Raw genomic sequence first — 21,040 nt, 5'->3', positions numbered from 1 at the left:
CGGGAAAGTTTGCCGATCACCGCGTTGCGGCTCACCCCGATGGCGGCGGCAATGTTGCGGCAGGATAGGCCTTCCTCAAAGCGGCTTTTCAGCAGCGCGAGGCGTTCGTCCGTCCAGGTCGGTTGGTTGGCGCGCATGTGGCTGGTCCCAAGCTTGAGGGTGATCTGTTCCCTGATCCTGTGGCCACGTCGTCGCCCGAACCGCCCCGCGTCACTTCGCCTACGGCGTCTTGCCGTTGTCGCGGATCGCGAGCAGCCCTTCCTTGATCGCGAGCCGAATGCCTTCTTCGACAAGCGTCCGTGCGACGCCGGGAACGCTGGTGCCGTGGGTGCCCTGTCTCACGAGCTTTTCGAGATAACCGATGGTGGAGAGCGCCAAGGTAATCGGAACGCGGTCGGTTTCGGCTTTTTCTGTGGCCATGCAAAAAGCTAGCCTCAAATGAGTGTACTTAAAAGTATCTATTTAGAGTCTATTTAGGTCTTCGTGGGAGTCAATACCGCTTCGCGATTCGGTGGACAAGCTTTTGGTATCGCTAGAAAAAATGGCGGCGGTGATCGCGCCCGCCATTTCGGCGGGCGCGTCCGGCAAGCGAGCGCAGTTTGATTGGCCGCTAATTTTATAGGCTGCCGCCTGGCTCAGCCGTGCACGACGCTCTTCGCGATCATGCAGTGGATGCCCTTGGAGCCGTTCACGGTCTGGGTCACGCGCAAATCCGCCGCCAGGCTGCAAAGCGTATAGGCGTCCTCGCGCGACAGATTGCGCTTTTCGCCCAGCAACACGATCATATCGCGCAAGGCGCGCACGACGCATTGGTCGAGGTCGGGATCCATCGCCATCGTCATGTAGTGCGAGGGCGTTTCGGCGCGCGGATAATCCAGCCGCAGATCCTTGCGCAGCGTCAATCGAAAGCGCCCTTGCAAAGCGGTCTCGATCGCGGTGACGCAGACCTCGCCATCGCCCTGCACGCCGTGACCGTCGCCGCAGGAAAACAACGCGCCCGGCACGAAGACCGGCAGATAGAGTTTGGCGCCCGGCGTCAGTTCCTTGTTGTCGAGGTTGCCGCCCATCGCGCGCGGGATCAGCGAGGTGATGCGGCCCCAGGCCGGCGGCGGCGCCACCCCCATCACGCCGAAGAACGGTTTTAGGGGCAGGTCGAGCCCCCATGGCAGGCGTCCCACCATCCGCTTTTGGTCGAGCGGAATGTTCAGCAGCCGGGTCTCGTGAAAATCGTCGGGCAGGGTGCCGGAGAGCGGGCGGATCAGATTGTAGCCCCAGTCCTGCCGCAGCTGGACATCGAGAATCTCGACCTCCAGCACATCGCCCGGTTCGGCGCCTTCGACGGCGACCGGACCGGTCAGGATATGGCCGGGCACCATTCGCTCGTTTTTGGCGTGGACGTCGGCGAGTTCCGGCGGCACGTGAAACTGGCTGCGGTCCGGCACCACGTCCGGGCCGCCGCTGATGGTGTTGATGGTCACTTCATCGCCGCTGGCGATGGTCAGCACGGGCTTCAGTTTGGCTTCGAAAAAACCCCAATGACAGGTCTCGGGGCTGGAATGCAGGTGGTGATGGGTCATCGGGAGGCTTTGGGTTGGGGCGGGGACGGCGTATGACCCTGTACCAGACATTCGAAGAGGCTTCTCTTGTTCTTTTTTCTCTCCAAGACCATCGGCAAGATGTTGCTGCCGACCAATTTCCTGATCGGTCTCGGCGTTATCGGCGCGCTGCTGCTGGCGACGCGATGGGCATCGCGGGGCCGCAGACTGATGGTTTTCTCGGCTCTGATGCTGGCGGTCTGCGGGTTTTCGCCGCTTGGCAATTGGTTGCTCTATCCGCTGGAATCCCGGTTTCCCCCGTGGGATGCCGCGCGCGGCGCGCCGGACGGCATCATCATCCTCGGTGGATCGATCGATGCCGATCTCTCGGTCGCGCATGGCGGGGCGGTGGTGCGAAACGACGCTGACCGTATTATCGCCGCCGCGGTGCTGGCCCGGCAATATCCGAACGCCCGCATTCTCTTCACCGGCGGAAGTGCCAATCTGCTGTCGAACGACGCCAGAGAAGCCGATTATGCCGGCGCCTTGTTCGAAAGCCTCGGCGTTGCCAAGGCGCGGCTGACGATGGAACGGCGTTCGCGCAATACCCAGGAAAATGTCGAATTCTCCAAGGCGCTGGTGACGCCGAAAAGCGGCGAGCGATGGCTGCTGGTGACGTCGGCTTTCCATATGCCGCGATCGGTCGGGCTGTTTCGCAAGGCGGGATTTGCCGTCGAGCCTTATCCGGTGGATTGGCGGGTCGGCGGCCGCAGCGACCTTCTGGCATTTTTCTCGGTCGCCGACGAAGGGCTCGGCCGCACCGAATTGGCCTTGCGCGAATGGATGGGGCTGATTGCCTATCGTGCCTCCGGCAAGATCGATGAATTGCTTCCGGGCCCCGCGACCAACTAGGCGCTTGTCGCGACCGTCCAATAAGCGGGATAATATCGAAACAAGCGCGCATCAGTCGGTGCCGATTTGGGAGTTCACGCCATGCAACAGCAAACGCCGCCGGAACAGTTCGACATGGCCGGCATGGTGGCCGACCTGAACAATCTGCTTCGCCTGAAGACCACCGTGATCGGCATGAAGATGTTCGCGCGCGTCGAGGACATGACGGCGATCCCGAAGATCAGGCGTCCGACCGCGGTCCACACCACCGACCAGATCGTCAGCATGGCCTCGCGACTGGGCTGGACCGTTGGCATCACCGCCGATGATCTGGTCGGCGCGCAATGCCGCGCCGTGATCGGGCTTGCACCGCAGGACGACAAATGGCTCGAAGGCCAGTCTTATGTCGGCGTCTGGCACGGCACCGCGGAAGACGCGCGCAAGCGTCAGGAGGCGTTGGATGTGGTTCCGTTCGGCCAATACCAGGCGCTGGCGGTCAGTCCGCTCTCCAGCGGACGGCTCGATCCGCCCGACATCTGCCTGGTCTATGCAACGCCGGGCCAGATGATCATCCTGATCAACGGCCTGCAATATACCGGCTACCGGAAATTCGAATGGAGCGTGGTCGGCGAGACCGCATGCGCGGATTCATGGGGCCGGGCGCTGAAAACCGGAGAGCCCAGTCTCTCGCTGCCGTGTTTTGCGGAGCGGCGCTATGGCGGCGTGCCGGATGAGGAGATGCTGATGGCGCTGCCGCCGTCCTATCTCGCCAAGGCCATCGTGGGGATGAAGCAACTGGCCAAGAACGGACTGCGCTACCCGATCGCGCCCTACGGTATTCAGAGCGATGTGCGCGCCGGCATGGGCGCGTCCTACGCGAAGAGTTAGACATTACGAAATGGAATGGAAGCCGTCATTGCGAGGAGAGAAGCGACGAAGCAATCCAGTTCTTGCTTGACGCACTGGATTGCTTCGCCTCGCTCGCAATGACGAGCAGTAAAGGAATAAGGTATGTCTTCGTCGAAATTCGACATCGTTGTCTATGGCGCCACCGGCTTCACCGGCCAGCTGGTGGCGGAATATCTCGCGCAGCACTACCGCGGCGATCGCGAACTGAAATGGGCGATGGCGGGGCGCAGCCTGGACAAACTTAAGTCGGTGCGCGATGCGATCGGCGCGCCGGCCGACACACCCTTGATCGTGGCCGACGCCAGCGACCCGGCGTCGCTCGAGGCTATGATCGACCAGACCCGATCGGTGATTTCGACCGTCGGTCCGTATTTGCTGTACGGCTCCGAACTGCTCGCGGCCTGCGTCGCCACGGGGACGGATTATTTCGATCTGTGCGGCGAGCCGATCTGGATGCGGCAGATGATCGACGCGCATGAGGCGACCGCGAAGTCGACCGGCGCGCGCATCGTATTCTCCTGCGGTTACGATTCACTGCCGTTCGAGCTCGGCGTGTTTTGCGTGCAGGAGGAGGCGAAAAAGCTGTTCGGCGCGCCCGCCAGCCGGGTCAAGGGCCGCGTCCGCGACATGAAGGGGACCTTCTCCGGCGGCACCGCGGCGAGCATGCGGGCGCTGTTCGAAGCGGCCGCCAACGATCACAGCCTGGTCGCGCTGTTGCGGAATCCGTTTGCGCTGACGCCGGGTTTTGAAGGGCCAAAGCAGCCGCCGGGCAACCGGCCGATGCTCGATCCGGATCTCGATTCCTGGGCCGCACCGTTCGTGATGGCCAACATCAATACCCGCAACGTTCACCGCTCCAACTTGCTGCTGGGCTTTCCCTACGGCCGGGATTTCATCTACGACGAGATGATGCTGACCGGCCCCGGCGAGCAGGGCGAAGCGCTCGCCAGGCGGATCACGGCCGCCAACACCGCCGACAAGATGGGCGGCTCCGGCGGGCCGAAGCCGGGGGAGGGCCCGTCAAAAGAGGAGCGTGAGAACGGCCTCTACGACTTGCTGTTTGTCGCGCTCGCGCCGGACGGCCGCCAGGCCCGCGCGTCCGTGAAGGGCGATCTCGACCCCGGCTACGGCTCGACCTCGAGGATGATCGCGGAGTGCGCGATCTGCCTGTTGCGCGATACGCCGGAAGTCGCAGGCGGCATCTGGACTCCCGGCGCGGCGATGGGCGAGCGGCTGATCAAGCGGCTGGTCGACCACGCCGGTCTGACGTTTGCGGTCGAGAGGTAGCTTTCTTACGCCGCGCGGCGCGACGGCTTACGCCGCGCGGCGCGACGGCTTACGCCGCGCGGGGGTCATAGGCATACATCCAGTCCATGCCCTTGGCCGTGATCGGAATCAAAAGCTTGAGCATCCGGTCGCGGATCCAGGCGCCGGTGGCGCTGAATTCGCGCTTGCTGTTGCCATTGCGGCGGGCCAGCGCCACGATCTTTTCCGCGCGCGGCCGTCGCTCGTCCTCGAACTGCTGGAAGGTCAGGCTGAGCTCCTGTCCTTGCCGCATCAGCCGGCCGAGCCGCATGGCGTCTTCCAACGCCAGCGCGGCGCCCTGGCCGGCATGGGGGCTGGTGGCATGCGCGGCATCGCCGATCAGCAGCGCGCGCCTGCGCGACCAGGTCGGCAGGGTCGCGACATCGAGGGTAGCCGTGACCACGATGTCCTCGGCCGCATCGATGATGCGCGGTATCGGATCGTGCCAGCCGGCGTGAAAGTCGAGCAGATGCCGCTTGATCGCATCCTGGCTCCGGCTGCGGAATTCCGCGGCGTCGGCGCCATGCGATGGTTGCGTGCTCCACCACATCACACCGTCCTTGGGATCGGAGCTGCAGAAGCCATAGCCGAAGAACCCGCTTTGCCCGAACGTCGTCTCCACGCGCTGGCCGATCGGGATGTCCGCGATCACCGACCGCGGAACGAAACCGCCGAAGCCGAGCAGACCGGTATCGAAAGGCTTTGGGCCATCCGGCACCACATGGCTGCGTACCGCCGAATGCACGCCGTCCGCGCCGATCAGAAAATCGCCTTCGGCGCTGCTGCCGTCGGCGAAATGCGCGACGATCGGCCGGTCGGCGCGGTCTTCGATCGCGACCAGCCGTTTTTCGAACCGCAGCTCGACATTGTCGCACCAGGCCTTGTTGATCAGCGCCTCATTCAGCGTGGCGCGGCACATGTTGACCGCGGGCTGGCCGAAACGCTGCTTCATGTTGTGATTGATCGAGCCGAGCCTGGCGCCGCTTTGCGAATGAAACTCGAACGCCTCCGCGATCGAGCCGTTGCGGATCATCTCGTCGGCGAGGCCGATCTCGGCCAGCACATGCATGCCGTTCGGCGCGATCTGCAGGCCGCCGCCGATACCGGTCGAGTGCGGCCACGCCTCGAACAGCTCGGCGTCGATGCCGGCCTGCTTCATGAAGATCGCGGTGACCGGACCGGCGATGCCGCCGCCGATGATCAGGGCCTTGGGTCGCTTGGTCATGCCTTGCTCCGTGCATCGATGCGGTGATAGGAAAGGACAGTCGCTAATTATCTTAGTGACTAAGATATAAACGGACTAAGATATGAAAACGGCTTTGTCAAGACCGAAGGCGCGCGCTGCGCTGTTGCAGGAACTCGAAGAGGCGATGCGGCGCTCGTCCGCCCAGGGCGTGCTGTTTGGCCAAGCCGTTGCGAACGTGGCCGGAATTTCCGGTTCGGATCTGGAATGCCTGGATTTTCTCAACCTGGAGGGACGGGTGACCGCGGGGCGGCTCGCCGAGGTCACGGGCCTCACCACGGGTGCCATCACCGGCGTGGTGGATCGGCTCGAGAAGGCGGGATTGGTGCGACGCGAGCGGGATGAGGCCGACCGCCGCAAGGTCTTTATCGTCGTCGTGCCGGAAGCGGTTGCGAAGATTGGCCAGTTTTACGTCCCGATGCAGCAGTCGATGCACAGGGTCTGGAACGGCTATTCCGATGAAGAACTGCGCCTGCTGCTGCGGTTCGCCAACGATGGCTACAAAGGCGTGCTGGAGGCGACCGAGGCGCTGAAGGGCATCCTCGATACGCCGCCGGAGAAACGGGCCAATCTCAGGACGCCGAAGCCTCGGCGTTGATCATAGCGTTTTCAAGCGAAGTGGCAGCCGGTTCGCGTGAAGAAAACGCGTCAAACAAAAATCTGGAGCCTGATCGGTTCTGATTCGATCAGAACCGATCAGAACCGATCAGGCTCCGGCGGTGCTCGCTTGTAGCGTTGCGCGGCGGCGAACATGCCCCACATCGCGCCCAGCATCATCCAGAAGTGCCGCCAATGGTCGGTGTCGATGATGAAGCTTTCGCCGACCGTGCCCAGGAAGGCTGAAAAGATCGCGAGATAGGCGCGTTGCCAGGGCACGCGGACGAAGATGTGGCGAAAGCCCGTGATCACGGTGACGAAGACCAGCGCCGGATAGCAGATGCCGGAAAGCCAGCCGCCGGACATGAAGGCGTTCAGATAGGAATTGTGGGTGTCTTCCGGAAAATAGTTGTGGAATTGCAGCGGCCCGATGCCGAACGGCAGATCCAGCGCCATCTGGGCGCCGAGGATGTGCCGGCCAAACCGGCCGAAGCGGCCCTCGTCGTAGCTCTGGTCGAAGCTCGCGCGCTGCTTGAACATCTCGCTGATGGAATCGAACGACAACAGCACGGCGAGCAGCACCACGACCAGTACGACGGCGGCGACCGCCATCACGATGATCCGCCTGCGCTGCGCGGGCGAGGGGCTGGCCACCACCATCAGCGCCAGCATGAAGGCCGCGGTAATCACGAGCCCGCCCCACGCCGCGCGCGAGAATGCCAACAGGATCGCCAGCGCCATGATCCCGAGCGCGATGGTGCTGCCGAGTGATTTTGCGAACGGCGCGGTGACGACGTTTTGCAGCACGAACAATGCGGGCAGGATCAGGAACGCGCCGAGCACGTTGGGATCCTTGAAGGTGCCGCGCGCGCGCTCATACAGCGTCAGCAAATCGTGTCCGCCGGGAACCAGATTGAAATAGCCCGCCAGTGCTGCCAGCGACGCGATCATGGCGCCCACGATCAGGCCGCGGCGAAGCATGTCGAGCCGGGCCTCGGTGTCGTCAGCCACCACCATGGCAAAGAAGATCACCGTAAAGGCCATGTACCAGGAGGTCGCGATCCAGTTGGCGACTTCCGACGTTTCGATAAAGGGGATGGCGCTGATCGAATAGCCGACATTGAGCAGGATCAGCAGCAACAACAGCGGCATGAAAACCAGCCGCAGCCTCAAACCGGTGGCGAGGAAAATGACGGTGGCGGTGAGCGTCATCAGTTCGTAGGGACTGGGTTCGATGAAAACGATCGCCCCCGAAGCGCCGACCAGCCACACCAGCGCGCGCTGCAAGGCCAGCACGCCGGGGGCAGCCGTCACCGATGGGAGCGCACTCCCGGCTGTCGACGCATACGCCATCACACACTCGTCAACTTACGCAACGCAACTCGTCATTCGCAGAGCCTTGACTGGACGGGCTCAGTAAGCGTTTTCGTTCTTCGAAATCAGCGCCAGCGGCGTCTTGAGAAGAATGTAGAGGTCGAACAGCACCGACCAGTTCTCGATGTAATAAAGATCGAACTCGACGCGCTTCTGGATTTTCTCTGCGTTGTCGATCTCGCCGCGCCAGCCGTTGATCTGCGCCCAGCCGGTAATGCCGGGCTTGACGCGGTGACGGGCGAAATAGCCATCGACCGCTTCATCGAACAACTGGCTCTGCAACTTGCCCTGAACGGCGTGCGGGCGCGGACCGACCAGCGACAAATTGCTCTTGAACACCACGTTGAAGAGCTGCGGCAGTTCGTCGAGGCTGGACTTGCGGATGAAGCGTCCGACCCGGGTGACGCGGCTGTCGTTCTTGGTCACGACTTTGGCGGCCAAAGGATCGGCCTGGTCATGATAGAGCGAACGAAACTTGAAGACGTCGATCCGCTCGTTGTTGAAGCCGAATCTTTTTTGGCGGAACAGCACCGGCCCCGGACTGTCGAGTTTGACCGCGAGTGCTACCAGCGCCATCACCGGCGCGGCCAGCAGCAGCACGATGGCGCCGACCACATGGTCGAACAGCCATTTCATCACCAGGTCCCAATCGGTGATCGGCGCCTCGAACACGTCGAGCGTCGGGACCTTGCCGAGATAGGAATAGGCGCGGGGGCGGAAGCGCAACAAATTGGTGTGGGCGGAAAGCCGGATGTCGACCGGCAGCACCCACAGCTTCTTCAGCATGTCGAGGATCCGCGTCTCCGCCGAAATCGGCAGCGCGAACAGCACGAGATCGATGCGGGTGCGGCGGGCGAATTCGACGATGTCGTCGATCTTGCCCAGTTTCGCGGCTCCGGCGCAGGTGTCGAGTGCGCGGCTGTCGTTGCGGTCGTCGAACACGCCGAGAATCTCGATGTCGGAATCGACCTGGCCGTTGAGCGCTTCGACCAGCTTCTCGCCATTCTGGTCGGAGCCGACGATGATGGTGCGGCGATCGAGCCGGCCGTCACGCGCCCAGCGGCGCACCATGCCGCGCAACAGCAGCCGTTCGACGATCAGCGCGGCCAGACCGATGAAGAAGAATGACGAGAGCCACAGCCGCGATACCTCGCCGCCGAGTTTGGCGAAGAACGACGCGCCGATGAACAGCAGGAACACGAATGCCCAGGATGAAATCATCCGCGTCATCTGCCGGAGCTGGCCGCGAAACACCTGCACTTCGTAGATGTCCGCAGCCTGGAAGCAGATCACCGCGGCGGCGCTCATGCCAAAAATGGCCGCGACATAATCCCAGTTGAAGCCATTGAGCGGCACCACATACGCGAAATAGATCGCGACGCCGATGAAGCTGAACAGCGCGAAGTCGACGAGGCGAACCACGCCTGCGATCACGATCGGCGAATAGGCCGGGCGTACTTTCTGGTTGGTGACGGCAAGCGCCGCGGGCGTCAGCCGGCGCCGCCGCTCGAGGCGAGGCGCACCGGCGACCGTTGCGGCTTCGGCTGCCGCGGCCTCCAGCATCGAACGTGCGTTGATCGGTTCCACTGTCCCTAAGCCCGTTTCTTGTCCGCGCTTCCACGGCAGCGCGTTGACAAAGACGTAATGCCCCGCCTGACGGCTTAGAGGACAAATCGGAAGAAACAGTTATCGTTGGTAAAGAACAGTTAACGATCGGTTGCCGTAGCTTTTCGAGCGGAACCGGCTTCGCGCGAAGAAAACGCGCCAAAAAACCACGTCAGGCTTGCGGCGCCCGATTGGATTTCGACGCCGCAAATGCGTCGCGGTATCCCGCTAATACGCCTTCGACCATCGCCTTCTGCGAAAAATGCAGGAAGATTCGCTCGCGCAGCGATTTCGCGCGTTGCAGCGCGGCAGCGGGATCTTGCAGCGTGGTCTCGATGGCGTCCGCCATCGCGGTCGCGATGTTCGGCGCAAACAGCGCGTCGGTATGCGGTCCGAAGATTTCGGGGATGCCGCCGACATTGGCGGCGATCATTGGAATTCCGGCCGCCGCCGCCTCGATCACGACATAGGGCATCGAATCCCCGCGCGAGGGAACCACCAGCAGCGATCCCTTTGAAAATCCGTAGCGCGCCTTGACGTGGCCGATGAAGCGTACGGCCTCGCCAAGGCCGAGGCGCTGGATTTGAGCCTTCAGCGCGTCGGTTTGCTCGCCGTCACCGCCAAGCGTCAGCGTGACCGGCCTGCCGTCGCTGCGCAGCCGCGCCACCGCGTCGATCAGCAGGTCCGTCCCCTTGATGTGCCTGAATTCGCCGACATAGACGAGGTCTGTGGCATCCGACGCCTTGACCACCGGATCGAACTCGTCCGCGGTCACGCCGTTGAACACGCAGCGCACCAGGCCTGCCGGAGGGCCGATGGTGCGCTGAAAGGTATCGCGGGCAAACGCGCTTTCGAACAGGAACAGATCGGTGCGGTCCCTCAGCGCACGTTCGAGGCGGCCATAGAGCGCGCCCTTCATCGTATTCAGCGGGTAATGCAGCGAACCGCCATGCGGCGTGTAGACCCGGATGATGTCCTTTGAGGCGCCTTTCATGCGAACGAAGGCGCCGGCCTTGGCGCCGTGGCCGTGCAGCACCACCGGTTTCAACCGCCAAACCAGCCGCATGAAACGCGCGAACACCAGGGTATCCGTGGGATGCGGCTCGCGGTGAATGGGCAGGCGATGGACGCCGAGCTTCAGACGCGGCGCGATTTCGGCCAGCGCGTCCGCGGCGCGTTCGCCGCCGGTGAGGCTGTCGGCGATCAGCCCGACCTGATGGCCGCGGTCGGCCTGGCCGTTGGCGAGGTCCAGGATATGACGGAAGATGCCGCCAACGGGCGCGCGCACCGCGTGCAGGATACGAAGTGGCTGCTCTGAAATCGCGGGCATGATCAGAACCAGCGCTCCCCGACCTGAGCGGTGTCACCGGGACCGAGCGACGCGCCATCGAGATCGCCGCGCGGCTGCACGGCGGCGGTCGGCGCGGTCGCAGGCATGCAGCCGGGCAGCGCCAGCGCAGCCAGCAAACATGAGATAGCGGCACGCGCGCCTTGCATCGAGTAGCCCAAAGACGAGAGGGTAAAATGTGAGTCCGATTAAGGACTTTCATGGTTAACAAAGCGTGATGTCAATGGCCAGCCCTGCGCAACCTCCCGGGGTAAATCGGCGAAATTAACCCAGCGGCAACCTTAATGGAGTGTAATCGGCAGCGTTTCGTGGAGTCGTGGCGTCTTCGGGAGTGTGCGATGCGTTTAGCGTTCTGGCGTTCCAGCGTGGACCGGACGGCCGAGCAAAGGCCTGTGGTCCGGCGGGCTGTTGCCCAGCCGGCGATCGACGCGCCTCCAGCTGCGCCGATCGCCGGCGATCTGGACGCGCGCGCATTAGGCCATGCGCTGCTGCGCAAGAAGCGCTGGATCATCATCCCGACATTGATTGCCGCCGGGCTCTCGATTGCCGCGGTCAATCTGGTCACGCCGCGCTACAAGTCCGAGGCGCGCATCCTGATCGACGGCCGCGAGAACATCTTCCTGCGGCCGAATGGCGAGCGCAACGACGAGCAGCGCGCCGGGCTCGATGCCGAGGCCGTCACCAGCCAGGTCCAGCTCTTGCTGTCGCGCGATCTCGCCAGCGAGATCATCAAGAAGAACAAGTTGGCGCAACTGCCGGAATTCGATCCGGTGCTGGGCGGTCTTTCGCCGCTGAAATCGCTGTTGGCTTTGGTGGGGATCGGCCGGGATCCGTTCTCGCTGACGCCCGAAGAGCGCGTGCTCGACGCCTATTTCGATCGCTATACGGCTTACGCGGTCGATAAATCGCGCGTCGTCGTCATTGAATTCCAGTCGCGCGACCCGGATCTGGCGGCGCGTGTCGCCAACTCGATCGCGGACGCCTATCTGGTGCTGCAGCAGGCGGCACGGCAGGAGCAGGCCAAATCCGCCAGCCAATGGCTTTCGGGTGAGATCGACAATCTGCGCAAGAAGGTCGCGGATGCGGAATCCAAGGTCGAGGATTTCCGTTCCAAGTCGAGTCTCTTTGTCGGCACCAACAATACCACGCTGTCCAACCAGCAGATGGGCGAGCTCAATACGCAATTGAACAACGCGCGGGGGCTGAAGTCCGACGCGGAGTCCAAGGCGAGGATGATCCGTGAGATGCTGCAAGGCGGCAAGCCGATCGAGGCTTCCGACGTGCTCAATTCCGAGCTGATCCGGCGGTTGTCCGAACAGCGCGTCACGATCCGGGCGCAGTTGGCGGAGCAGTCATCGACCTTGCTCGACAACCATCCGCGCATCAAGGAATTGAAGGCGCAGCTTGCGGTGCTCGACACCCAGATTCGCGACGAAGCGAGCAAGGTCTCGCGCTCGCTCGACAACGACGCGCGGATCGCCGGCGGGCGGGTCGAGGGATTGAGCGCGAGCCTCGACCAATTGAAGAAGCAGGCGAGCTCGAGCAACGGCCAGGACGTTCAGCTTCGGGCGCTCGATCGTGAGGCCAAGGCGCAGCGCGAGCTCCTGGAATCCTATCTGGCGAAATATCGCGAGGCCAACACCCGCGAGAATATCGATGCGGCGCCCGCGGATGGCCGCATCATCTCCCGCGCCAGCGTGTCGAATGCACCGGCCTACCCGAAGAAATTGCCGATCGTGCTGATCGCGACGCTGGCGACGCTGCTGCTCAGCGCCGGCACCATCCTCACCGGCGAATTGCTGCGCATCACCACGCCGCGCCTGATCGCGACGCGTGTCGAACCGGCGGTCGTTCGCGAGCCGGCGGCGGCGCGTGTGCATGAGATAGCGCCACGTGTGCCTGAGCCGGCGCTTGAAATGGTCGATGCGCCCGAGGCGGCGGTGGCGCCCGAGATCGATCCCGTTGTGGAGTTAAATCCGCCCCGCCTGGAAACCCCGACCGAGATCACCGAGATCGAGCAACTCGCCGAGAGCTTGCGCCATGCCGGCGACGCGGCACGCAAGGTCACGATCCTGGGCACGGCGTCGAGCGAAAGCATCACGCTGACGGCGCTGACCTTGGCGCGGCTGATGGCGCGCGACGCCAGGGTCGTGGTGGCGGATCTGTCGGTGTCGTCGCCGATCATCTCGGCGATTTCGGTCGATCCGACGGCGCCGGGACTGGTCGAATTGATGCTGGGCGAGGCGTCATTCTCGCAGGTGATCACCCGCGACCGGCTGTCGCGCGTGCATCTCGTGAGCGCCGGACGCCCGGGCTCGGATCGCAGCCTGCTGCAATCGCCGCGGCTTACGCTTGCGATCGATGCGTTGCTGCGGGTTTACGATCACGTGCTGCTGGACGCGGGGCTCGCCTCCGACCTGCCGGCGGAGCTGCTGACATCGCAGGCCCGCGCCGTGGTAGTGCCGGACGCATCGATGGCGTCGGACGCGCGCACCCTGATGTGCGATCAATTGAAGGCGGTAGGCTTCAGCGACGTGACGATGCTGACCAAGCCGACGCTGCCATCAGACGCCGTCGATCCCGGCCCGCGGGTTGTCGCGGCCTGAGGGCGGTCGCGGCAGCGTTTTCGAAAAGTGAGATGCTAGCGAAACGCGCTGCGCAGCCGTTGCGCCATCTGCAACAGCGCCGGATTGTGCTTCACCAGATGCTTGGCGCGGTTGAGGCCCGACATCGCCGCAGCGGCCAGCCTGCCGCGTGAGGTGAGCGGGATGAAGCAATCGAAAATCGGCTCGTCGCCCTTGCAGAACAGCCGCTTGTATTCGTCGGATCCGATGCCGAGATCGAGCGCGCGGTAACCTTGCCCGGCATAATGATCGATGATGTTGCGCATCAGGATCAGCCCGGGGCTGTGGCGCGAATTCTCCGACAGCGTGTAGGTGTTGAACATCATCGAAAAGCGGTTGCCGTCGGCGACGCCGGCGAACAGCGCGATCACCTCGGCCTCGCATTCCAGCGCGTGGATATCGATCGCGCGGCCGCCGCCGGCGACCGGCTTGAGGCAGGCGCCGCGAATAAAATCCTCGACGCCGGCTTCGGCGAACACGTTGGGCAGCTTCTGCTCCGCCATCCGCAGCGGTTTTATGCGGAAGAAGGCGTCGAGCAGCCGCGTGATCTCGCCGTCGGTGGAAGCCACGTTATAACGATAGCCGGCCAGCGTTTGCAGCTTGCGTTCCTTGCCGCGGAGCCGGCGGCGCATCGAATTGCTGATCAGCGCCGTGGGATCGGCGCCGGGCGGCATCGTCATCAGCGGGCAATCGTTGACCGAGGCCTGGCGCGGTAACGCCGCCATCGGGTTCGGCACATCCCGCCAGCGCATCGGCTGCTGCTGCAAGGCCAGGACGTCGGCCTGCGCATGCGCACCGATGCCCGATATCAGCGCTTCGAGATCATTAGCTGTCACGCTGGCGGCGAATTCGCCGTCCCACACGGCCATGTTGAAGGTCGCATGCTTGCCGCCCATGAAGGTCGCGGCCCGAACCCCGTGCTCATGCCGGAGCCCGAGCGGCAGCAGCAACAGCGGCCGTCGCTCGACATCGCGGGCGACGACGATGAAGGGCTGGACGTTTTCGCGCGCGCCGACCTGCCGCTGCCAGGCGGCCAGGAAATCGAAGCGCTGATAGGCTGTCGAGAGCGGCTCCCGCTCTTCCAGGCTGCGCCAGATCGTCTCGGCTTGGCCGAGATCGCTGAAGATATCGACGCCGGCGATGCGGCTTGCCTTCGACCACGCCGCCGCTTCCGCCGCCCGGCTTTCGATCGCAGCCGCCATGGTCATCTAAATACCTGCAAAAAGGGAATATTTACATATTTCGGCTTGGCCGACCCTTGGGCCGACCTTTGCAAAGAAATGTCAACAAAGAGTAATGACAATGCGTCCGCCGCGCGGTGGGATTCGGCGCATTGAAAGGCCAGACGGTTGCCGTCCGATATCGGATTTTTGACACGCGCCAGGCTGGAACTCGCTTATTTCAGCGGCTACGCCCTGATCCCGCGACGCAACGCCGGCGGTGCCGGGGTGATCTTGCGATTTGAACGCGTGCGGCCGCGGCGCAGTGGCCGTTTTCAGCCGCTCAGATCCCGGGAAATTACCCCCGACTTTCTCGACCGGACGATCAGGGCCTTGAAGCGCTGGAAGTTCGATATCGTCTCGATGGACGAAGTATGCCGGCGAGCGGTGACGCTGGCCGCGCCGCGGCGATTTGCCTGCCTGACCTTCGATGGCGCCTATAAGGATACCATGACATCGGCCTATCCGGTGTTGTCGCGGCACGATGTGCCGTTCGCGGTGTATGTGCCGACGGCGTTTCCGGATGGGGTAGGGGAAGCATGGTGGCTTGCGCTGGAAACGATCATCGCGCGTGAAAATCGTCTCAGCCTGATGATCGGTCGCAAGGAGCAACATTTCAATATCGCCGATACGCCCGAAAAATATCAACTCTACGATTTTCTCGAGGGTTGGATGCGCTCGTTGCCGCCACAGGATCTGTCGTCGGCGATCAACGATCTCTGCACGCGATATTCGGTCGATCTCGCGGCGTTGTCGCGTGACGCCTCGATGGACTGGAACGATCTGACCAAGCTCGCGGCTGACCCGCGTGTGACGATCGGAAGTGCGACCGTCAACTATCCGGTTCTCTCAAACCTGAAGGACGCGGCCGCGTTGCGTGAGATGACGATGGGCGCGGCGGTAGCGCAAACCGCGTTCCATCGCAACGTCAGGCATTTCGCCTATCCGTTCGGCGATCGTACATCGTGGCGCCGGCCGCATGTCGCGATGGCCGCGGAAGCGGGGTTTGTCAGTGCGGTGTCGGCGATCTCGGGGACGGTCCAGACCGCCGGGCGCAGCAATCTGCACGCGCTGCCGCGCATCGCCTGGGACGGACGGCTGCGTTCGCTGCGCGCGATGCGCGTGATGCTTTCTGGCGCGATGTTTCCGCAGCCGGCTTCACGCATCGCAAGCGGCGAGGCGGAACGTTCGGCACGATCAGAAGAGCAATTTGAAAAACAGGACTAGGCGTCCGGTCGCGACATCCAGCTGATGATCGGCATTGCCGGGAGCACCCAGCCGATGCCGGCGACGACATAGAAGATGGCTTGCAGCCATCCGGAATTCGCCAGCCACGGCGTCTGCGCCGCCGTCATCCCCAGCAATGACCACACCACCACCAGCAACAGAAGGGCGACGGTTCCAAAGAGCTTGCGGGTGCGTATGGTCATGACAGAAATGTGCGGTTCGTTGGTGGAGCGCGCCTTGCGCGCGGGAAGGGGCGGACTATAAGGGCAGCGCGAATTCATTCAAGCACAGCCTCTATGACCGATATTCCCGCCCCGCAAGCCTTGTCTGATCGAGCCTTGTCCGATCAAGCTGTGTTTGATCAGGCCTCGCGCGATCGCGCCGTCAGATGGTGGCTGTTGGCGGTCGCGGCCCTGATCGCGATCATGGTGCTGGTCGGCGGCGCCACCCGTCTCACCGAGTCCGGGCTGTCGATCACCGAGTGGAAACCGGTGACCGGCGCGCTGCCCCCGCTCAGTGACACGCAGTGGACCCAGGCATTCGAGGGCTACAAGGCGATCCCGCAATATCGTGAGCTCAACGCCGGAATGAGCCTTTCCGAATTCAAGTCGATCTTCTGGTGGGAGTGGAGCCACCGGCTGCTCGGGCGCGTGATCGGCATCGCCTATCTGCTGCCGTTCCTCTGGTTCCTGTGGCGCGGCGCTTTCAGCGGCGAATTGAAGCGGCGATTATGGGCGATCTTCGCGCTCGGCGGCCTGCAAGGCGTGGTCGGCTGGTGGATGGTGGCCTCGGGCCTTTCCGTGCGCGTCGAAGTCTCGCATTACCGTCTCGCCACCCATCTGGTGCTGGCGCTGTTGATCTTCGCGGCCATCGTCTGGACGCTGCGCCGATGGGCGGATCGGCCGTCATCCGCGGTGAGCCTAAGGCTGAAGGCCACCAGTGTGGTCTTGCTGGTGCTGACATTCGTGCAGCTTTATCTCGGCGCGCTGGTCGCCGGCCTGCGCGCGGGCCGCGTCTACAACACCTGGCCCGATATCGACGGCGGGTTTATTCCGTCAGCTGCGCGCTTGTTCTTCGATCAGCCGTGGTGGCGCAACCTGTTCGACAATACGCTGACGGTGCAGTTCGAGCATCGCATGACCGCTTATGCGTTGTTCGCGCTGGCGGTGTTTCACGCGGTCGATGCCATCCGCTCGCGGGCCGATGGCGCGGTGATCCGCGGCGCCGTGTGGCTGGTGGCCGCCATTACGCTGCAGGCGACGCTCGGTATTCTCACGCTGCTTAATCAAGTCCCGATTGATCTCGCCTTGACGCATCAGGCGGTGGCGATCGCGGTGCTGACCTTGGCGACGGTTCAGGCCGAACGGTTGGCCGCGCGGCAGCCGGCCGTGCAGCCGCGGGAATTGGTCCTGCCGCTCGGCCAGCCCGGTTGATTTGAGCGATTCTTAACGACGCAGCTTTACTTGCGGCCTTCGAGCGATACAACCAGCCCAACACAGGGTCTCAGCTCATGTCATCCGCATTCATTCAGGCTGCCGTCATTCTGCTTCGCGAAGGCCTCGAGGCCTTGCTGGTGATCGCGGCACTCGCCGGCTATCTCACCAAGGCCGGCGCTGCCCACCGCGTCCAGGCGCTCTACGGCGGTGCGCTGGCCGCCATCGCCGCCAGCCTGGTCGCGGCCTGGTTGTTTGCGGTGCTGAATTCGGGCGAGCACAGCGACATCATGGAAGGCATCATCATTCTCGTCGCGGCAAGCCTGATGCTCTATGTCAGCGGCTGGCTGATGGTGAAGCAGGACCCGCGCGGCTGGCAGGATTATCTGGCGCAAAAGGCCAATCACGCGCTGGCGCAGGACACCGTCTGGGCGGTCGGCGCGCTGGCCTTCCTCGCGGTATTTCGCGAAGGCGCCGAGACCGTGCTGTTCATCAATGCGCTGGCGACCACCGAAGGCGGCTGGACCGCCGGCCTGTTCGCGGGGCTCGGCGTTGCGACCATCGGCCTTGCGGTCTTGTTCTATTTCATCAACCTGATCGCACAACGGATTCCGCTGCGGCCGTTGTTCATCATCACCTCGGCATTCCTGTTCGCGATGGCGATCAAGTTCATCGGCGAAGCCGTCCAGGAATTCCAGGAGCAATCGGTGCTGCCGTTCACCGAGCTGAAGAGCCTTTCATGGTTCGATGCCATCGGGCTCAACCCGACGGTCGAGGCGCTGTCCGCCCAGCTTCTGGTGATCGTGTTTGCGCTGGCGACCTATTCGCTGTTTGCGCGCAACAGCCGGCTCACGCACGCCGACAAGAACGTCGTGCGCCCGGCACAGCGGTAACGCGGGCAGTATTGCCGATAGCATGATGATTATTGATTGAATCGGCGGCGATTTCCCTTCACCTCTCCCCACCGGGGAGAGGTGAAGGGGAGCGCGCGGATAACCCCGGCTAAATCTAATCTCATCCCGCTTTAGCAGTAGCCGTAAACGCCGCAGGCGTAAGGCAGGCGATTCCAGAGGCCGGGATTGGGGCCGCCATAATACGGGCCCTGGTAGTCGTAGGAATGGTTCGATCCGTAATAGCCGGGAAGCGTCGCGGAGCCCGGCAGCACGGGCGTCGTCATCAGCGGCAAGCGGACGTCGGGAAACCTGTCGTCCGTCGGCGTGAACAGCAGGTCGGAGTCTTCCTCGACATGAGCCTGGCGGCCATGGCGGGGCGGGGCCTTTCGATAGACGCCCGCGCCGGATCCATCGGGCAGGTCAGCCGCCACGGCGGTTCCGACCGCGAACATCGCGGCCAGCAATGGCATGGTCCAGCGCAACATGGCTCCGCTCCGAATCATCTAAGGCGATTCATTGCCACGTTATGCCGCAATCATCGTTAACGACCGTTAACGGGAGCTTGCCATCTCGGGTCTGGCCGTGACCTCAGGCCGTCAGCGCCTGTTCCAGATCGGCGATCAGATCTTCCTTGTCCTCGATGCCGATCGATAGCCGCACCACGTCGGGCGCAGCGCCCGCCTTGGTCTTTTGCGCGTCGTCGAGTTGGCTGTGCGTGGTCGATGCCGGGTGAATGACCAGCGAGCGGGTGTCGCCGACATTGGCCAGATGCGAGAACAGTTTCAGGTTCGAGACCAGATGGACGCCGGCGTCGTAGCCGCCCTTGAGGCTGAAGGTGAACACCGCGCCGGCGCCCTTTGGCGCATATTTGCGCGCGAGGTTGTTGTACTTGTCCCCCGACAAGCCTGCGTAATTCACCGTCGCCACCGCGGGGTGGCCCGAGAGGAATTCCGCGATCGCCTTGGCGTTTTCGCAATGCTTTTGCATGCGCAGCGGCAGGGTCTCGATGCCGGTCAGGATCATGAAGGCGTTGAACGGCGACAGCGCCGGGCCGAGGTCGCGCAGGCCGAGCACGCGGCAGGCGATCGCGAAGGCGAAATTACCGAACGTCTCCTGGATCCGGATGCCGTGATATTCCGGGCGCGGCTCGCTCAGAACAGGGTATTTATTGTTCTTCGACCAGTCGAAGGTGCCGGCATCGACGATGATGCCGCCGAGCGAATTGCCGTGGCCGGCGAGAAATTTCGTCAGCGAATGCACGACGATGTCGGCGCCGTGGTCGATCGGCCGGATCAGATAGGGCGTCGCCAGCGTGTTGTCGACGATCAGCGGCACCTCGGCCTTGCGGGCGACCGCCGAGATCGCCTCGATATCGGTGACGCTGCCGGAGGGATTGGCGATCGACTCGATGAAGATCGCCTTGGTGTGCGGCGTCACCGCGCGCTCGAAGCTGCTGATATCATCGGTATCGGCCCACACCACGTTCCAGCCAAAGCTCTTGAAGGCGTGGGTGAACTGGTTGATCGATCCGCCATATAATTTGCGGGCCGCGATGAACTCATCGCCGGGCCTCAGCAATTGCTGGAGCACCACCACCTGGGCGGCGTGTCCGGAGGCCACCGCCAACGCGGCGGTGCCGCCCTCGAGGGCTGCGACGCGCTCTTCGAGCACCGCGTTGGTCGGGTTGCCGATGCGGGTATAGATATTGCCGAACGCCTGCAGTCCGAACAGCGATGCGGCATGATCGGCATCGTTGAACACGAACGAGGTGGTCTGGTAGATCGGCGTCGCCCGCGCGCCGGTGGTCGGATCGGGTTGCGCGCCCGCATGCACCGCAAGGGTCGAAAATCCCGGAACACGATCGGTCATTGTTTTTCCTCTCCGACATTTCATCTTCGGCAACAGCCTTTTTGGCTGTGTTCCAAAGCATGAACAACACGATGTGACGTATCGTTGGTGATGGACGAAATTATGCTCTGGCGGAGACCAACGCGCCTCCTGATCGTACCAGGACAATCGCGGCAGAGATCGCTGCCGTCAAGGCGACTTGATGTCCGATCAAGGATGGGGGAATGACCGTGCTTCGCCTTGCCGCGTTTTCAGAACAATCGTTTCGCAATTGCGTCAGGAAGGCTCGTTCCTGTTTTTCGCAGCGCGATCGGATGCCGCGGTCTCGCCGCCGCCGACGCTGGTCCGGTTCAGCGAAAGCCGCATGCCCTGGGTCGGAACCGGCGCGCGCTTCGAGCTGAGCGTGCGCGAATTGACGCCCATCCAGGAAATTTCCGAGGACAGCCGGCCATATTCGATCTTGGGGCAGCGGTTCATGACGACCTTGAGGCCGGCGGCTTCCGCTCTTTCGGCGGCGGCGTCATCGCGCGCACCGAGCTGCATCCAGATCACCTTGGGCAATGGAGCGAGCTTCAGCGCCTCCTCGACCACCGGCATGATGTGGCTTGAGTTGCGGAAGATGTCGACCATGTCGATGGGACGGCCGATATCGGCGAGCGAGGCGACGAACGGCTTGCCGAGCAGGCTCTTGCCGACGTGACCGGGATTGATCGGGATCATGTCGTAGCCGCGCTGCGCCAGGTATTTGAACGCAAAATAGCTCGGCCGCACATTGACCGGCGAGGCGCCGACCATCGCGATGGATTTCACGCCGTTGAGGATCGCGCGGATGTAATCGTCGGGGTAGCTATCGTGGTTCATTAGATCAGTTCTTTCCTTCGTCATTGCGAGGAGCACTTGCGACGAAGCAATCCAGTTCTTGCTTGGGACAATGGATTGCTTCGCTACGCTCGCAATGACGGAGCTCGAATTTTTTCGCAATGACGAA

Annotated in this window: 21 protein-coding genes; 8 read left to right on the top strand and 13 right to left on the bottom strand. The window is 63.1% G+C overall.

Annotated features, from left to right (window positions below):
* The 3 genes from GSQ88_RS36275 to GSQ88_RS34345 form a co-directional block, all read right to left on the bottom strand.
* Nucleotides 1-137: GcrA family cell cycle regulator (locus tag GSQ88_RS36275; RefSeq protein WP_502706791.1), on the bottom strand; the 137-nt coding region annotated here is incomplete at its 3' end.
* An 82-nt stretch (nt 138-219) separates the two neighbouring features.
* Nucleotides 220-420, bottom strand: coding sequence for a hypothetical protein (locus tag GSQ88_RS34350; protein WP_159012670.1), 201 nt, complete (start codon nt 418-420; stop codon nt 220-222).
* Between the two features lie 215 nt (nt 421-635).
* Complete coding sequence (locus GSQ88_RS34345; RefSeq protein WP_159012669.1) at nt 636-1,577, bottom strand: acetamidase/formamidase family protein; 942 nt, start codon at nt 1,575-1,577, stop codon at nt 636-638.
* A 66-nt stretch (nt 1,578-1,643) separates the two neighbouring features.
* On the opposite strand from GSQ88_RS34345, the gene GSQ88_RS34340 reads away from it, so the two are divergent.
* The 3 genes from GSQ88_RS34340 (at nt 1,644) to GSQ88_RS34330 (ending at nt 4,622) form a co-directional block, all read left to right on the top strand.
* Nucleotides 1,644-2,447, top strand: coding sequence for a YdcF family protein (locus GSQ88_RS34340; RefSeq protein ID WP_159012668.1), 804 nt, complete (start codon nt 1,644-1,646; stop codon nt 2,445-2,447).
* Nucleotides 2,448-2,528: 81 nt separating this feature from the next.
* Nucleotides 2,529-3,314 (top strand): DUF169 domain-containing protein, encoded by a 786-nt coding sequence (locus GSQ88_RS34335; RefSeq protein ID WP_159012667.1) that lies wholly within the window; start codon nt 2,529-2,531, stop codon nt 3,312-3,314.
* A 123-nt stretch (nt 3,315-3,437) separates the two neighbouring features.
* Nucleotides 3,438-4,622: a saccharopine dehydrogenase family protein gene (locus GSQ88_RS34330; protein WP_159012666.1), complete on the top strand. Its 1,185-nt coding sequence runs from the start codon at nt 3,438-3,440 to the stop codon at nt 4,620-4,622.
* A 49-nt stretch (nt 4,623-4,671) separates the two neighbouring features.
* Here the strand turns inward: GSQ88_RS34330 and GSQ88_RS34325 are convergent, their stop codons facing one another.
* On the bottom strand, nt 4,672-5,865 hold the full coding sequence (locus GSQ88_RS34325) for an FAD-dependent oxidoreductase (protein ID WP_159012665.1): 1,194 nt from the start codon (nt 5,863-5,865) through the stop codon (nt 4,672-4,674).
* Between the two features lie 82 nt (nt 5,866-5,947).
* Between GSQ88_RS34325 and GSQ88_RS34320 the strand changes: the two genes are divergently transcribed.
* Nucleotides 5,948-6,481 carry a MarR family winged helix-turn-helix transcriptional regulator gene (locus GSQ88_RS34320; protein ID WP_159012664.1) on the top strand — a complete coding sequence of 178 codons (534 nt, stop codon included), beginning with the start codon at nt 5,948-5,950 and terminating at the stop codon, nt 6,479-6,481.
* A 98-nt stretch (nt 6,482-6,579) separates the two neighbouring features.
* On the opposite strand, the gene GSQ88_RS34315 is transcribed toward GSQ88_RS34320, so the two are convergent.
* From GSQ88_RS34315 to GSQ88_RS34300, 4 genes are all read right to left on the bottom strand, one after another.
* Nucleotides 6,580-7,833 carry an O-antigen ligase family protein gene (locus GSQ88_RS34315; protein WP_174248180.1) on the bottom strand — a complete coding sequence of 418 codons (1,254 nt, stop codon included), beginning with the start codon at nt 7,831-7,833 and terminating at the stop codon, nt 6,580-6,582.
* A 60-nt stretch (nt 7,834-7,893) separates the two neighbouring features.
* Nucleotides 7,894-9,441: an undecaprenyl-phosphate glucose phosphotransferase gene (locus GSQ88_RS34310; RefSeq protein ID WP_174248179.1), complete on the bottom strand. Its 1,548-nt coding sequence runs from the start codon at nt 9,439-9,441 to the stop codon at nt 7,894-7,896.
* Nucleotides 9,442-9,631: 190 nt separating this feature from the next.
* Nucleotides 9,632-10,789, bottom strand: coding sequence for a glycosyltransferase family 4 protein (locus tag GSQ88_RS34305; RefSeq protein ID WP_159012662.1), 1,158 nt, complete (start codon nt 10,787-10,789; stop codon nt 9,632-9,634).
* A gap of 2 nt (nt 10,790-10,791) precedes the next feature.
* Entirely contained in the window at nt 10,792-10,956 is a 165-nt protein-coding gene (locus GSQ88_RS34300; protein WP_159012661.1) for a hypothetical protein, read from the bottom strand.
* A gap of 189 nt (nt 10,957-11,145) precedes the next feature.
* Here GSQ88_RS34300 and GSQ88_RS34295 point away from each other — a divergent pair, with 189 nt between their 5' ends.
* On the top strand, nt 11,146-13,413 hold the full coding sequence (locus GSQ88_RS34295; protein ID WP_159012660.1) for a GumC family protein: 2,268 nt from the start codon (nt 11,146-11,148) through the stop codon (nt 13,411-13,413).
* Between the two features lie 35 nt (nt 13,414-13,448).
* Here the strand turns inward: GSQ88_RS34295 and GSQ88_RS34290 are convergent, their stop codons facing one another.
* Nucleotides 13,449-14,639: a GNAT family N-acetyltransferase gene (locus tag GSQ88_RS34290; RefSeq protein ID WP_159012659.1), complete on the bottom strand. Its 1,191-nt coding sequence runs from the start codon at nt 14,637-14,639 to the stop codon at nt 13,449-13,451.
* A gap of 141 nt (nt 14,640-14,780) precedes the next feature.
* Here GSQ88_RS34290 and GSQ88_RS34285 point away from each other — a divergent pair, with 141 nt between their 5' ends.
* On the top strand, nt 14,781-15,878 hold the full coding sequence (locus GSQ88_RS34285; RefSeq protein WP_174248178.1) for a polysaccharide deacetylase family protein: 1,098 nt from the start codon (nt 14,781-14,783) through the stop codon (nt 15,876-15,878).
* On the opposite strand, the gene GSQ88_RS34280 is transcribed toward GSQ88_RS34285, so the two are convergent.
* Entirely contained in the window at nt 15,875-16,081 is a 207-nt protein-coding gene (locus tag GSQ88_RS34280; protein ID WP_159012658.1) for a DUF2842 domain-containing protein, read from the bottom strand. The genes GSQ88_RS34285 and GSQ88_RS34280 overlap by 4 nt on opposite strands.
* Before the next feature lie 222 nt (nt 16,082-16,303).
* On the opposite strand from GSQ88_RS34280, the gene GSQ88_RS34275 reads away from it, so the two are divergent.
* Together GSQ88_RS34275 and GSQ88_RS34270 are read left to right on the top strand one after the other, a co-directional pair.
* Entirely contained in the window at nt 16,304-17,311 is a 1,008-nt protein-coding gene (locus GSQ88_RS34275; protein ID WP_502706790.1) for a COX15/CtaA family protein, read from the top strand.
* A 77-nt stretch (nt 17,312-17,388) separates the two neighbouring features.
* Entirely contained in the window at nt 17,389-18,204 is an 816-nt protein-coding gene (locus GSQ88_RS34270; protein WP_159012656.1) for an FTR1 family iron permease, read from the top strand.
* Nucleotides 18,205-18,335: 131 nt separating this feature from the next.
* Here GSQ88_RS34270 and GSQ88_RS34265 read toward each other — a convergent pair whose 3' ends face one another.
* From GSQ88_RS34265 to GSQ88_RS34255, 3 genes are all read right to left on the bottom strand, one after another.
* Nucleotides 18,336-18,689, bottom strand: coding sequence for a hypothetical protein (locus GSQ88_RS34265; RefSeq protein ID WP_159012655.1), 354 nt, complete (start codon nt 18,687-18,689; stop codon nt 18,336-18,338).
* Nucleotides 18,690-18,792: 103 nt separating this feature from the next.
* Nucleotides 18,793-20,073, bottom strand: coding sequence for an O-acetylhomoserine aminocarboxypropyltransferase (locus tag GSQ88_RS34260; protein WP_159012654.1), 1,281 nt, complete (start codon nt 20,071-20,073; stop codon nt 18,793-18,795).
* 255 nt (nt 20,074-20,328) lie between these two features.
* A complete protein-coding gene (locus GSQ88_RS34255; protein WP_159012653.1) occupies nt 20,329-20,913 on the bottom strand; it encodes a CoA-binding protein in 585 nt (194 codons plus the stop codon).
* Nucleotides 20,914-21,040 lie beyond the last annotated feature (127 nt).

Source organism: Bradyrhizobium sp. S69 (assembly GCF_009766005.1).
Lineage (GTDB): Bacteria > Pseudomonadota > Alphaproteobacteria > Rhizobiales > Xanthobacteraceae > Bradyrhizobium.
Note: the sequence above shows the minus strand (reverse complement) of the source record. Positions and strands in the feature narration are given on the sequence as shown.

What these genes read in the sequence shown, in the direction of transcription:
- GSQ88_RS34275 (WP_502706790.1), top strand. Translation starts at nt 16,304, where the DNA reads ATGGTGCTGGTCGGCGGCGCCACCCGTCTCACCGAGTCCGGGCTGTCG.
- GSQ88_RS34320 (WP_159012664.1), top strand. Translation starts at nt 5,948, where the DNA reads ATGAAAACGGCTTTGTCAAGACCGAAGGCGCGCGCTGCGCTGTTGCAG.
- GSQ88_RS34295 (WP_159012660.1), top strand. Translation starts at nt 11,146, where the DNA reads ATGCGTTTAGCGTTCTGGCGTTCCAGCGTGGACCGGACGGCCGAGCAA.
- GSQ88_RS34330 (WP_159012666.1), top strand. Translation starts at nt 3,438, where the DNA reads ATGTCTTCGTCGAAATTCGACATCGTTGTCTATGGCGCCACCGGCTTC.
- GSQ88_RS34300 (WP_159012661.1), bottom strand. Translation starts at nt 10,956, where the DNA reads ATGCAAGGCGCGCGTGCCGCTATCTCATGTTTGCTGGCTGCGCTGGCG.
- GSQ88_RS34260 (WP_159012654.1), bottom strand. Translation starts at nt 20,073, where the DNA reads ATGACCGATCGTGTTCCGGGATTTTCGACCCTTGCGGTGCATGCGGGC.
- GSQ88_RS34350 (WP_159012670.1), bottom strand. Translation starts at nt 420, where the DNA reads ATGGCCACAGAAAAAGCCGAAACCGACCGCGTTCCGATTACCTTGGCG.
- GSQ88_RS34270 (WP_159012656.1), top strand. Translation starts at nt 17,389, where the DNA reads ATGTCATCCGCATTCATTCAGGCTGCCGTCATTCTGCTTCGCGAAGGC.
- GSQ88_RS34305 (WP_159012662.1), bottom strand. Translation starts at nt 10,789, where the DNA reads ATGCCCGCGATTTCAGAGCAGCCACTTCGTATCCTGCACGCGGTGCGC.
- GSQ88_RS34265 (WP_159012655.1), bottom strand. Translation starts at nt 18,689, where the DNA reads ATGTTGCGCTGGACCATGCCATTGCTGGCCGCGATGTTCGCGGTCGGA.
- GSQ88_RS34335 (WP_159012667.1), top strand. Translation starts at nt 2,529, where the DNA reads ATGCAACAGCAAACGCCGCCGGAACAGTTCGACATGGCCGGCATGGTG.
- GSQ88_RS34315 (WP_174248180.1), bottom strand. Translation starts at nt 7,833, where the DNA reads ATGGCGTATGCGTCGACAGCCGGGAGTGCGCTCCCATCGGTGACGGCT.
- GSQ88_RS34345 (WP_159012669.1), bottom strand. Translation starts at nt 1,577, where the DNA reads ATGACCCATCACCACCTGCATTCCAGCCCCGAGACCTGTCATTGGGGT.
- GSQ88_RS34290 (WP_159012659.1), bottom strand. Translation starts at nt 14,639, where the DNA reads ATGACCATGGCGGCTGCGATCGAAAGCCGGGCGGCGGAAGCGGCGGCG.
- GSQ88_RS34255 (WP_159012653.1), bottom strand. Translation starts at nt 20,913, where the DNA reads ATGAACCACGATAGCTACCCCGACGATTACATCCGCGCGATCCTCAAC.
- GSQ88_RS34325 (WP_159012665.1), bottom strand. Translation starts at nt 5,865, where the DNA reads ATGACCAAGCGACCCAAGGCCCTGATCATCGGCGGCGGCATCGCCGGT.
- GSQ88_RS34280 (WP_159012658.1), bottom strand. Translation starts at nt 16,081, where the DNA reads ATGACCATACGCACCCGCAAGCTCTTTGGAACCGTCGCCCTTCTGTTG.